The organism is Candidatus Symbiopectobacterium sp. NZEC151, from assembly GCF_025962655.1.
In the GTDB taxonomy this organism is placed as follows: domain Bacteria; phylum Pseudomonadota; class Gammaproteobacteria; order Enterobacterales; family Enterobacteriaceae; genus Symbiopectobacterium.
This window is the reverse complement of sequence record NZ_JAGFPE010000001.1, coordinates 1513336-1524950: the sequence shown is the minus strand read 5'-3', so window position 1 is coordinate 1524950 and position 11615 is coordinate 1513336. Positions and strand designations below refer to the sequence as shown.

Genomic DNA, 11615 nt, shown 5'->3' with positions numbered 1-11615 from the left:
AGGAAAAGGAGACGTCGTCTTGTGACAGGACGTTATCCAATATCAAATTTTTGTGCTTAGGGTTGTGTTATATGACTGTCGGCGGTGCGCGAGGCGAATGGGCGCGATAAAACGCGGTGGCAATCTTGTGCCGTGGATGTTGTTCATTCGCGGGTAACTGAGGGACGAACCGTGGAGCAACCGGCGGTGAGTTTTCAGGAAACAGCGCCGGGTGATGAGATAACAGCCCGCAGTAACCACAAGCGTCGTGCTCCATGGTTACGCCGGATGACATCGGTGACGGTGTTGCCGGTTTGCTATGAGAATGATGGTGCTGAGTATGAGCGGGCGGAGTATAATCATGCCGCATTAACGCCTGTGAAACGATTGGCGCGATAAAAATCAGCAGCAACGCGAAGAGGCTTAGCGTGGTGGCGATTTTATTGTGGCGCAATGTGTTCATGTGAGAATCAGTCAGCGTCGATGCAAGTAGGTGGACAGGCTTGAATATGTCATCCTACTGTACCTGATTTAACGCGATTTTGTTACCAACGGGTGCAATCCGTGTTGCAACCGAGTTTTTTAATGCGCTAGCGCGTAAATGTTCGGATTATTCTTGAAAAACGCGCATGAGGAAACTTCATGGTAACCGTGTTAACAAAAGAAGCATGTTTTCTCTGCAACCACAGCATAAATAGGGTGTTTTGCTAACAGTGCAACAGGTAGAATTGTAGGTAAGCATCACGTCGATGGCATAAATAACCCCAAGGGGTTGCCAACGGCTGACCGGTGACGGAGTATCCACTCTAATTTTCGATTTTTTACAGAAATTTATCGGGGTTGCAGTTTGCGTTGTTTAAACGCTGACCTATCATGATGAACCGGGCTTTTATCAAGTTGTCGGAAGGTTAACTTATCCATTAATATGGATTTTAGTTGATTTAAGCACACGAACAGGGGGAGCTGTGCTGGTTAATAATTTTGGGGTTGAACGTCGAGTGGCGAATCTGCGCTGGCTGTCCGCAGCGATTGTGTTGTCTTTCACTGCGTTGCCTGCCTGGGCATTCTCGCTGGATGATGTGGCGGCGCAAGCTGAAAAACTGGCAGCTAAAGGCTATGAAGCGCAGAAGAGCAATCTTCCCGCCCAGTTCCGCGATATGAAATTTGCTGATTATCAGCAGATTCGTTTTAACCAGGAGAAGTCATACTGGAATAACCTGCAAACGCCGTTTCGCATTCAGTTCTATCATCAGGGCATGTATTTTGACACGCCGGTGAGAATCAACGAAGTGACGGCCACTGAGGTTAACGAGATCGCCTATTCACCGGAATATTTCGATTTCGGTACGGTGAATCACGATGCAGAGGTCGTGAAGAATCTCGGTTTTGCAGGCTTCAAAATCCTGTATCCCATCAATAAGCTTGGCAAGGATGACGAGATTGTCAGCATGCTGGGTGCCAGCTATTTCCGTGTGATTGGCAAAGGGCAGACTTACGGCCTTTCTGCTCGCGGTCTGGCGATTGACACGGCATTACCCTCCGGGGAAGAGTTCCCGCGCTTCCGCGAGTTTTGGATCGAACGTCCAAAACCCAATGATAAGCACCTGCTGGTCTACGCGCTGCTCGATTCACCGCGTGCCACGGGCGCATACCGTTTTGTCATTTACCCAGGACGCGACAGCGTGGTTGACGTTCAGGCCAAAGTGTTCCTGCGCGCTCGCGTAGGCAAACTGGGGCTGGCACCGTTGACCAGTATGTTCCTGTTTGGGCCGAACCAGCCTTCACCGACGCTGAACTACCGTGGAGCGCTGCACGACTCCAACGGCTTATCTATTCACGCGGGCAACGGTGAGTGGATTTGGCGTCCGCTGAATAACCCGAAACACCTGTCGGTCAGCACCTATTCGATTGAAAACCCGAAAGGCTTCGGTCTGCTGCAACGTGGGCGTGACTTCTCCAGCTATGAAGATCTGGATGACCGTTACGATCTGCGCCCCAGCGGCTGGGTTGAAACCAAGGGCGAGTGGGGTAAAGGGAAAGTCGAACTGGTGGAAATTCCGACAGCCGATGAAACCAATGATAACATCGTTGCGTTCTGGACGCCGGAAGTGCTGCCTGAAATCGGCAAGCCGCTGGAAGTGGGCTATCGCCTGCATTTCACGCGTGACGAAGAGCAATTGCATTCACCTGAATTGGCCTACGTTCAGCGCACCATGCGTTCCACCGGGGATGTGAAACAGTCTAACCTGATTCGCCAACCGGATGGCACCGTTGCGTTCCTGGTCGATTTTGCCGGTCCGATGATGAAAGAGATGGAAGAGGCGACGCCTGTGACCTCTCAAGTCAGCATTGGCGACAACGGTGAAATCGTTGAGAACAATGTTCGCTATAATCCGGTAACGCGCGGCTGGCGTTTGACACTGCGTCTGCGTGTGAAAGATCCTAAACAGCCAACCGAGCTGCGCGCTGCGTTGGTGAACGGCGAAACGCTGTTATCGGAAACCTGGAGCTATCAGCTACCTGCCAATGAATAAGTTAATCTCGAGCCCTGATTATATCGGGAAATTGCCTCTGTCCGCGCAAGCGGCGGAGGCGTTGCAGCATGCGTTGCCTCAGGCTGAGCGTGAAAATCCCTCTGCCATACATCGGGCTCTGGCGCAGGGGGAATCCCCTGCGACGCTGCTGACGGAAGATGATTCGCCGCTGCAATCCGTTAAGGCGCGTCTGGATGCCGCCTGGCCCGATACGGCGACGGCGGTTAAACCGGTGGCTGCTGACAAAGAAGGGCGCGCCGCCTTACAGGCGATGCCCACGATCAAACGTGCGTCGATGTTTCCTGATATGTGGCGCACCAACCCGCTGGTGCGCTGGTGGGAAAGTATGCTGGGGCGCTCCCCGGCACCGAGCCGTCCTCATGCCAGCCCGGAAGAGAAGATTGCCGAGAATCGCTGGAGAATGGTGGGTACGCTGCGCCGTTACACCCTGCTTATCCTGACATTGTTCCAAACGGCAATCGCCACCTGGTACATGAAAACCATTTTGCCTTATCAGGGATGGGCGCTGATCGATCCGTTCGCGATGGTGAATCAGCCTTTCCTGCGCTCCTTTATGCAGGTTCTGCCTTATATCCTGCAAAGCGGTATTTTGGTGCTGTTTGCCGTGTTGTTCTGTTGGGTCTCGGCCGGTTTTTGGACTGCGCTGATGGGCTTTTTACAACTGCTGATCGGCAAAGACAAATACAGTATTTCGTCGACGACGGTAGGGGATGAGCCACTCAATCCCGAGCACAGAACGGCGTTGATCATGCCCATCTGTAACGAAGACGTTGAACGCGTGTTCGCCGGATTACGGGCAACCTACGAATCGGTAGCGGCCACCGGACAGCTCGATCACTTCGATCTGTATGTCTTGAGTGACAGTAACGACCCGGACAAATGCGTTGCAGAGCAGAAAGCCTGGATGGACCTGTGCCGTGAAGTGGATGGGTTTGGCCGTATCTTCTATCGCCGACGTCGCCGTCGCGTGAAACGTAAGAGCGGTAACATCGATGATTTCTGCCGCCGTTGGGGCAGCCAATACAGCTACATGGTGATATTGGATGCCGACAGCGTGATGAGCGGTGAATGTCTGACGCAATTGGTGCGTCTGATGGAAGCCAACCCCAATGCCGGGATTATCCAGTCGTCCCCCAAAGCCTCCGGGATGGATACCCTGTATGCACGCTGCCAGCAGTTCGCGACACGCGTGTACGGGCCGTTGTTTACCGCCGGCCTGCATTTCTGGCAACTGGGCGAGTCGCATTACTGGGGCCATAACGCCATCATCCGCGTGAAACCGTTTATCGAGCACTGTGCGCTGGCGCCGCTGCCCGGTGAAGGCTCGTTTGCGGGCGCGATTTTATCCCATGACTTTGTTGAAGCAGCACTGATGCGCCGTGCGGGTTGGGGAGTATGGATTGCCTACGATCTGCCCGGCTCCTATGAGGAACTGCCGCCCAACCTGCTCGATGAACTTAAGCGCGATCGCCGCTGGTGTCACGGTAACCTGATGAACTTCCGGTTGTTCCTGGTGAAAGGGATGCACCCGGTACACCGTGCCGTGTTCCTGACCGGGGTAATGTCTTACCTTTCCGCGCCGCTGTGGTTCATGTTCCTGGTACTGTCAACGGCACTGCAAGTGGTGCATACGCTGATGGAGCCGCAATACTTCCTTCAACCGCGTCAGCTGTTCCCTGTATGGCCTCAATGGCGTCCTGAATTGGCGATTGCCTTGTTCTCGACCACGTTGGTGCTGCTGTTCCTGCCAAAATTACTGAGCGTGATTCTGGTATGGGCCAAGGGGGCGAAGCCTTACGGTGGTGCCGTGCGCGTTTTCCTGTCGCTGCTGCTGGAGATGCTGTTTTCGGTGTTGCTGGCCCCGGTGCGTATGTTGTTCCACACCGTTTTCGTGGTCAGTGCCTTCCTGGGATGGTCTGTGCAGTGGAAATCACCGCAGCGTGATGATGATGCCACGCCGTGGAGCGAAGCCTTTGCGCGTCACGGCTCGCAACTGGTGTTGGGTCTGGTCTGGGCCATTGGCATGGCCTGGCTGGATTTGCGTTTCCTGTGGTGGCTGTCGCCGATCGTTTTCTCGCTTATCCTGTCGCCATTCGTGTCGGTGATGTCAAGCCGTGCCTCGATTGGGTTGGCGTGCAAGCGTGCTAATCTGCTATTGATTCCGGAAGAGTACGAGCCGCCGCGCGAGCTGGTGGCGACGGACACCTATTTCCGTGCCAACCGTGCGCGTAAATTGGAAAATGGTTTCGTGCAGGCTGTCTTCGATCCTTCGCTCAATGCGTTGGCGAGTGCAATGGCAACGGCGCGTCATGGCTTTAGCCGTGCGGTTGAGCAGGGCCGAGCCCAGCGCGTGGCGGATGCGTTGAAACAGGATCTGGATGCGCTGAGCGACAATCAACGTCTGGTGCTGCTGAGCGATCCCGTAACGATCTCCCGATTGCACTATGCGGTGTGGCACAACCCGCAGCAGTTTGCCGCCTGGCATCAGCGCTACCGTGCGTTGGAGTCCTGACGGTTTTACCGTAACGGCGTGTTTTACCCATAAAAAACAGCGGCTATGCCGCTGTTTTTTTATTGCACTGCCGGTAATGTCTGGCGATTTAATACAGCGCAGGTTCGCCTTCCGGACGCGTCTTAAAGCGGCGATGTAGCCACATATATTGGTCGGGGGCCAGCAGCACATTCTGTTCTACCAGCGTGTTCATCCAGGTGGCTGTTGTGGTTTCATCCTCTAACGGTACGCTAAATTCGGCGGGCTGGATGATCAATTCATAGCCTTTTCCACCCTCTCGCCGCCGAGGGACAAACGGCACAATGGCGGGTTTGGCCACTTTTGCCAACAAATAACTCCCGCTGGTGGTGGCTGCGTTCTCCATGGCAAAAAAGGGAACAAACACGCTGCTGCGCGGACCATAGTCATGGTCGGGGGCATACCAAATAATCTCCCCCTGCTTGAGGGCGCGGATCATGCCCTTGAGATCTTTGCGATCCAACATGGTCTTGTTTGAGCGCATGCGGCCCCAGGTTTGCAACCAGTCAATCAGTTTATTGTCATTGGGTCGGTAAACGCCGATCCCTGGGTTATGCATGCCGAAAATACGTGCCCCCAGTTCCAGCGTAAGAAAGTGCAAGCCAATCAACAGTACGCCACGTTTTTCTGCACGCAGCGGTCGCAGATGCTCAAGGCCAGTGACGGTGAACCAGCGGGCGATGCGCCAGTCTGGCCAAAACCAGGCCATGCCGGTTTCTAAAAGCCCCATGCCCACGGATTCAAAGTTTTTACGCAACAACGCGGCGCGCGCGTGCTCGGTCATCTCAGGAAAACAGAGTGCCAGATTGCGATCGGCGATGTGCACGCGGTGCTTCATCACGCGCATGGCGATACGGCCTAGCGCGGTGCCGAGACGATAGATAACCGGGTAAGGCAGTAAGACGGCAAGATAGAGGGTGGCGATCCCCAGCCAGGTCAGCCAGTAACGAGGGTGTAATAATGAACGCGTGAATGATGGGAGTTGTGTCATGAGTTCCAGTATCAAAAAATGCAGGCGCAGTTATACGCGCTTGCTGTTAAAAGAAGTCAGTCACACCAGGTGATAGTGTCTAATGTGGTGCGGTGCATCATCAATCGTAATAATGATGCGGGAAAGCGTTCCGGCACTGGAAGGCTAACCCTGCATAAGGCTATGTGGAATACCCCAATGATCAATATCCATCTTTTATCTTAGCATCGAAGAATAATGATGTTTAACCTTTGGTGGGATGTCTGTGCTGAAGAGACCCCTCCCGTTTAAGGCTGGGAGGGGGAATACTCAATGTTGGAACAGATTTTTAATGTGATGCGGTTCACTACGCCAGAATTGCGGCGGCGTTGATACTTGTGCGCCCAGGCGTGCGGCCGCATGCCATGGCCAGCGCGGGTTATAGAGCACAGCGCGCGCGATGCCGATAGCATCCGCCTGACCTGTCGCCACAATCGCTTCAGCCTGCTCGGCCTCTGTGATGAGACCAACTGCGATGGTGGTGATCCCCACCTCACGCTTGATGCGCTCAGCATAGCTGACCTGATAGTTGGGTCCTGGCTGAATACGCTGTGCCGGAGAGAGCCCGCCGCTTGAGACATGCATAAAATCGCAGCCAGCAGCGTGCAGCGCGTGGCTGAGCGCAACAGACTGCTCGAGATCCCATCCGCCTTCCACTCCATCGGTGGCGGAAATGCGCACGCCAACGGCTTTGTGCGCGGGGATAACCTCACGTACCGCGCGGAAAACCTCAAGTACCAGACGCATACGGTTATTCAAATCCCCGCCATAGCGATCGTCACGCGCATTCGACAACGGTGACAGAAATTGATGCAGCAAATAGCCGTGTGCGGCATGGATTTCAAACACATCAAATCCGATGCGATCGGCGCGCTGAGCGGCATTGGCAAAGGCTGCGACGACATCCGCGATCTGCTGGGCCGACATCGCCGTTGGTGCAGTTTCATTATCGTCATAAGGCAGGGCCGAAGGGGCAACAGGCAGCCAGCCTCCTTGCTGTTCACTCACGCGAGCCCGCCCTTGCCACGGTACTGCGGTGGAGGCTTTGCGCCCGGCGTGGCCCAATTGAATGCCGAGTGGCATGGCGGAGTAGGCTTTAACGGCGTTGATTGCGGTGGCGAGTGCCTGCTCGGTTTCATCATTCCACAGCCCTAAATCCTGAGGAGATATACGGCCTTCAGGTACAACCGCTGTCGCTTCAATGATCAGCAACCCGGCGCCTGAATGGGACAGATTACCTAAATGCATGGTATGCCATGGGGTTGCCAGACCGTTCTGGGCCGCATACTGACACATGGGAGCAATGATAATGCGGTTGGGCAATGTGACGGGGCCTAGCGCGAGTGGGGTAAATAGCCGACTCATGGTGGTTTCCTTATCCGAGAAAAAGCGAATAAACCATCATACGCCGAGATATTTTTGCCGTGTCGACGATTTTCTCCATGCCGCACAAATACCTCCTCTGGCGTAATCGCCGCAATCGGCTATAATCCCGCGCGTTACGCACATGTCGCCGTAACGTTATAATCTGGTTAACCCTCGCTGAAGACAGGAACGTACACCATGCCAGTGTTACACAACCGTGTTTCCAATGAGGAACTGAAAGCGCGTATGCTCGCGGAAACCGAGCCGCGCACCACAGTTTCCTTTTACAAATATTTTTCGCTTGATGATGCACAAGCGTTTCGCGATAACCTTTACCTGCAATTTCTGCAATGTCAGGTATTTGGCCGTGTCTATGTGGCGGCTGAAGGTATCAATGCGCAGGTAAGCGTGCCCGCCAGTCGCTTCGACGACTTCAAAGCGGCGCTGTACGGCGCGCACCCGGCATTGGACAGCATCCGGCTGAATGTGGCACTGGATGATGACGGAAAATCCTTTTGGGTGCTGCGCATGAAAGTGCGCGATCGCATTGTCGCGGATGGCATCGACGATCCGACCTTCAACCCCAGCGATGTTGGCTCCTACCTGAAAGCCGAGGCGGTTAACGCCATGGCGGACGATCCGGACACGCTGTTTGTCGATATGCGTAATCATTACGAATATGAAGTGGGGCATTTTGAAAATGCGCTCGAAGTGCCTTCCGATACCTTCCGTGAGCAATTGCCGATGGCAGCAGAAATGCTGGCTGATGCGCGGGACAAAAATATCGTGATGTATTGCACCGGCGGCATTCGCTGTGAAAAGGCCAGCGCCTATATGCGCCATCAGGGCTTCAAGAATGTTTACCATGTGGAAGGTGGCATCATTGAATACACCCGTCAGGCCAAGGCTCAGGGCTTACCGGTGAAATTCAGGGGTAAAAACTTTGTTTTCGATGAACGCATGGGGGAACGCATCACCGACGATGTTATCGCCCACTGCCATCAATGTGGCGAACCGTGCGATACCCACACCAACTGCCGCAATGCAGGGTGTCACTTGTTGTTTATTCAGTGTCCGCGCTGTCAGGCGGCCTATCAGGGCTGTTGTAGCGATGCCTGCCAGAGTGAGTTGGCGTTGCCGCTGGAACAGCAGCGTGAGCGACGTCGTGGACGGGAAACCAGCATGAAGATTTTTAATAAATCACGCGATCGGCTTAGAGGGTCGTTGCGTATCCCCGCGCCTGACGAAAGCGGCGGCAGTGAACAGTGACAGGATATTTAAGGGGCGCGGCTAATCGGGAAACTTAAGCGCGCTGAATATGACGACACCGCCATCAGGCGGTGTCGTTGAGGGATAATCGGTTACTGTGAAATCGGTAGACTAGTGCTTAAGTAAATCTTGTGGCTGAAAATCTGTCGACTCAATCTTAGCGATACCCGCTTCAAGAATATAAATAAGTTGCCGTGCTACATCGGTAGTAAGCCACAAGGTTCGGCCTACGTTTGCGTCTGCGGGTGCCTGGTCTGGGGTGGTTAAATAATGCAAACGGATCATCATGGCGTCATAACTGTCAACGGTGCTGATATCCCATCCTACAAGAGGATGTGTCTGAATAACTTCATTTTTTCTGTCCATACATACCCCTTATTGACTAGTTACTAACATGAGTGACTAACGAGGCTTGGGCGGCTCCTTATTGACAAGAGCAACTTAAGTATACTGTGACTTTTGTACAACAGGTGAGTTATTTTGACTCTTTTTGCAAAGAAAAATTTCTGGATATGATATCCCCTATATTCAGGGGGATATCAGTTAAGCGGGGGCAAAACGGGCTATTCGGCGCTGATACCAGCATGTTTTTCAAACACGGCAATAAGCAACGCCAGATGTTTTTTGGTCTGTTCTGAGCGATGTTCGTTGTGTGATTCCAATTTCAAATTATGCAGCAACAGCTGTGCCGTTCTTTCATCCAATGCAAATGCCAGGGAGGAAAACGCCAGTTCCAACGCATCAATCTTATGCTGCTGGTCACCAATCAGCGCTAATAATTCGCCGAACGTCATGGCTTGTTCTGGTTTCTCTACCGTCATTGTCATGTCCCTCCGTCATCGACCATTTACCGGCTAGTGTGAAGACTACAAGGATAAAATAGAAGGTCTCGATTATTAATGCCAGTGATTATTCCGCACTAAACCAATCGTCGGCACTCTCCCAGGTTTCCTGGAGGATTTCGGAAATTAACGCTTTATCATCCTTGTTGCCGCCCAACACGCTCAGATTGTTGGCCGCGGCGTAACGCACCTGAATGGCGCTATCGGGATAATGGCGGTGTACGCGCTGGGTCAATTCGTGCGTCAAGGCTTCAATGGCGCCAGCGGGTAAGGGGGCTGATTTGGCTAATGTGAGTTCTACGCGCATGATACTCTCCTTTAATTGACTGGTTATTTATACAGTTAAAGGTGAGGGAGGGCAATACGGTTGAAATAAATATTTGGGCGGTGAAATGCAACGGTCGGTAACAGCCAGTGCGCCGCGAGTGTGCAGCGCGCTGGCGGAGAGATTAACGTACTTGCCAGTTCAGGGTTTGGCCTGCAAGGAAGGGCACCAGCGCATCATCACCCAACGCGATGCTTTCCGGGAAGGTCGTGGCAGCCTTATGCAGTTCAATCCAGTCCTCATTGATTGGCAAACCATAAAAGGCGGGCCCATTAAGCGAGCAGAACGCTTCTAACTTATCCAGTGCGCCAATCTCTTCAAATACGGTTGCATAGGCACAGAGCGCGGCCTGCGCGTTAAATACCCCGGCACAGCCGCAACTTGCTTCTTTCTTGTGGCGTGCATGGGGGGCAGAATCCGTACCGAGGAAGAAACGGTCAGAACCGCTGGCGACTGCATCGCGCAGTGCCTGTTGATGAATATTGCGTTTCAGAATCGGCAGGCAATACAAGTGAGGCCGTACCCCGCCTACCAGCATGTGGTTGCGGTTAAACATCAGGTGTTGCGGCGTCACGGTAGCGCCCAGATAGCGATCGCCGTCCAACACGTACTGCGCGGCTTCACGGGTCGTGATGTGTTCAAACACGATTTTCAGCGTAGGGAAGCGTTTGCGCAGCGGCTCCATCACCGATTCGATAAAACGGGCCTCACGGTCGAAAATATCGATCGCCGGATCGGTCACTTCGCCGTGAATCAGCAGCGGCATGCCGATATCTGCCATCTGTTCGAGGATCGGGTAGAGATTGGCGACATCGGTAACACCAAAACTGGAGTTGGTCGTCGCATTCGCCGGATAGAGCTTGGCGGCGGTAAATACCCCTTGTTGGAAGCCGGAAACGACTTCTTTCGCGTCCAACGAGTCTGTCAGATAGCAGGTCATCAACGGTTGAAAATTGTCACCCGCCGGGATCGCGGCAAGAATTCGTTCGCGATAGGCCAGCGCACTGGCAATGCTGGTCACTGGCGGTGTCAGGTTGGGCATCACAATCGCGCGACCAAAATGACGACTGGTAAACGGCAACACGGTGGCGAGTACGTCATCGTCGCGCAGGTGAAGATGCCAGTCATCAGGACGGCGAATTTTTAAAACGGTAGACAGTGTTGTCATGGAAAATGCTCCAGCGGGCTAAATGCTAAATGTCACGAGCAGATACGGCGGGACACAAGCATAAGCGCAAAGTGCGGGGAATGCACCCGTTTGTTGCTGGCGAACCCTTATTCGAGGTGAGTGGCGTTCTGTGCTAACCACGGCGCTGCAAGGTACACGGGAGGGAAAGAGTAGCGTATGGTAAGTCCCATCGCTAATTTCTCAGCCAGGCCATTCAAGGCCCGTTGGGATAACTAACAGGAGCAACATATGGAATTGCGCATTGTCGCCACTATTCAGGCCAAACCAGAGCACGTCGATGCCGTCGCACAAGCGGTGAAAAAGGTAGTGGCACCCAGCCGTGCCGAAGCGGGAAACCTGCAATACGATCTGCATGAATCATTGGAAGCGCCGGATACCTTCGTCTTTTTTGAACGCTGGGAAAGTCGTGACGTGTTGACGGAGCACGAAGCAACCCCGCACTTTCAGCAACTGGTGGCCGAGTTGGAAGGCAAAACGCTGGGTATGGTGATTACCCCGCTGCGCGCGCTGGTGTAAGCGGCGGTGCTTTCAATGTGGATATAAAAAAAACCC

Annotated in this window: 11 protein-coding genes; 4 read left to right on the top strand and 7 right to left on the bottom strand. The window is 53.6% G+C overall.

Going from position 1 to position 11615, the window contains the following annotated elements; genetic code table 11:
• Window positions 1-67: 67 nt before the first annotated feature.
• Window positions 68-442 carry a DUF2946 domain-containing protein gene (locus J5067_RS06785; protein ID WP_264650733.1) on the bottom strand — a complete coding sequence of 125 codons (375 nt, stop codon included), beginning with the start codon at window positions 440-442 and terminating at the stop codon, window positions 68-70.
• A gap of 535 nt (window positions 443-977) precedes the next feature.
• Between J5067_RS06785 and J5067_RS06780 the strand changes: the two genes are divergently transcribed.
• Together J5067_RS06780 and mdoH are read left to right on the top strand one after the other, a co-directional pair.
• Window positions 978-2513 carry a glucan biosynthesis protein G gene (locus J5067_RS06780; protein WP_264643753.1) on the top strand — a complete coding sequence of 512 codons (1536 nt, stop codon included), beginning with the start codon at window positions 978-980 and terminating at the stop codon, window positions 2511-2513.
• Window positions 2506-5046: a glucans biosynthesis glucosyltransferase MdoH gene (gene mdoH / locus J5067_RS06775; RefSeq protein ID WP_264643083.1), complete on the top strand. Its 2541-nt coding sequence runs from the start codon at window positions 2506-2508 to the stop codon at window positions 5044-5046. Before J5067_RS06780 ends, mdoH begins: the two co-directional genes overlap by 8 nt.
• Window positions 5047-5134: 88 nt before the next feature.
• Here mdoH and J5067_RS06770 read toward each other — a convergent pair whose 3' ends face one another.
• Together J5067_RS06770 and J5067_RS06765 are read right to left on the bottom strand one after the other, a co-directional pair.
• On the bottom strand, window positions 5135-6055 hold the full coding sequence (locus tag J5067_RS06770; protein WP_264650732.1) for a Kdo(2)-lipid IV(A) acyltransferase: 921 nt from the start codon (window positions 6053-6055) through the stop codon (window positions 5135-5137).
• Window positions 6056-6343: 288 nt separating this feature from the next.
• Window positions 6344-7438: an NADH:flavin oxidoreductase/NADH oxidase gene (locus J5067_RS06765; protein WP_264650731.1), complete on the bottom strand. Its 1095-nt coding sequence runs from the start codon at window positions 7436-7438 to the stop codon at window positions 6344-6346.
• 198 nt (window positions 7439-7636) lie between these two features.
• On the opposite strand from J5067_RS06765, the gene J5067_RS06760 reads away from it, so the two are divergent.
• A complete protein-coding gene (locus J5067_RS06760) occupies window positions 7637-8707 on the top strand; it encodes a rhodanese-related sulfurtransferase (RefSeq protein WP_264650730.1) in 1071 nt (356 codons plus the stop codon).
• A gap of 111 nt (window positions 8708-8818) precedes the next feature.
• Here the strand turns inward: J5067_RS06760 and bssS are convergent, their stop codons facing one another.
• The 4 genes from bssS to pyrC form a co-directional block, all read right to left on the bottom strand.
• Window positions 8819-9073 (bottom strand): biofilm formation regulator BssS, encoded by a 255-nt coding sequence (gene bssS / locus J5067_RS06755; protein WP_264624042.1) that lies wholly within the window; start codon window positions 9071-9073, stop codon window positions 8819-8821.
• 197 nt (window positions 9074-9270) lie between these two features.
• Window positions 9271-9528 (bottom strand): hypothetical protein, encoded by a 258-nt coding sequence (locus J5067_RS06750; protein WP_264643752.1) that lies wholly within the window; start codon window positions 9526-9528, stop codon window positions 9271-9273.
• Window positions 9529-9616: 88 nt separating this feature from the next.
• A complete protein-coding gene (gene dinI / locus J5067_RS06745) occupies window positions 9617-9856 on the bottom strand; it encodes a DNA damage-inducible protein I (RefSeq protein WP_264624041.1) in 240 nt (79 codons plus the stop codon).
• A gap of 142 nt (window positions 9857-9998) precedes the next feature.
• Window positions 9999-11042 carry a dihydroorotase gene (gene pyrC, locus J5067_RS06740; RefSeq protein WP_264643079.1) on the bottom strand — a complete coding sequence of 348 codons (1044 nt, stop codon included), beginning with the start codon at window positions 11040-11042 and terminating at the stop codon, window positions 9999-10001.
• Window positions 11043-11291: 249 nt separating this feature from the next.
• Here pyrC and J5067_RS06735 point away from each other — a divergent pair, with 249 nt between their 5' ends.
• Complete coding sequence (locus J5067_RS06735) at window positions 11292-11579, top strand: putative quinol monooxygenase (protein WP_264650729.1); 288 nt, start codon at window positions 11292-11294, stop codon at window positions 11577-11579.
• Window positions 11580-11615 lie beyond the last annotated feature (36 nt).

What these genes read in the sequence shown, in the direction of transcription:
- J5067_RS06785 (WP_264650733.1), bottom strand. Translation starts at nt 442, where the DNA reads ATGAACACATTGCGCCACAATAAAATCGCCACCACGCTAAGCCTCTTC.
- mdoH (WP_264643083.1), top strand. Translation starts at nt 2,506, where the DNA reads ATGAATAAGTTAATCTCGAGCCCTGATTATATCGGGAAATTGCCTCTG.
- J5067_RS06770 (WP_264650732.1), bottom strand. Translation starts at nt 6,055, where the DNA reads ATGACACAACTCCCATCATTCACGCGTTCATTATTACACCCTCGTTAC.
- J5067_RS06765 (WP_264650731.1), bottom strand. Translation starts at nt 7,438, where the DNA reads ATGAGTCGGCTATTTACCCCACTCGCGCTAGGCCCCGTCACATTGCCC.
- J5067_RS06760 (WP_264650730.1), top strand. Translation starts at nt 7,637, where the DNA reads ATGCCAGTGTTACACAACCGTGTTTCCAATGAGGAACTGAAAGCGCGT.
- bssS (WP_264624042.1), bottom strand. Translation starts at nt 9,073, where the DNA reads ATGGACAGAAAAAATGAAGTTATTCAGACACATCCTCTTGTAGGATGG.
- J5067_RS06750 (WP_264643752.1), bottom strand. Translation starts at nt 9,528, where the DNA reads ATGACGGTAGAGAAACCAGAACAAGCCATGACGTTCGGCGAATTATTA.
- dinI (WP_264624041.1), bottom strand. Translation starts at nt 9,856, where the DNA reads ATGCGCGTAGAACTCACATTAGCCAAATCAGCCCCCTTACCCGCTGGC.
- pyrC (WP_264643079.1), bottom strand. Translation starts at nt 11,042, where the DNA reads ATGACAACACTGTCTACCGTTTTAAAAATTCGCCGTCCTGATGACTGG.
- J5067_RS06735 (WP_264650729.1), top strand. Translation starts at nt 11,292, where the DNA reads ATGGAATTGCGCATTGTCGCCACTATTCAGGCCAAACCAGAGCACGTC.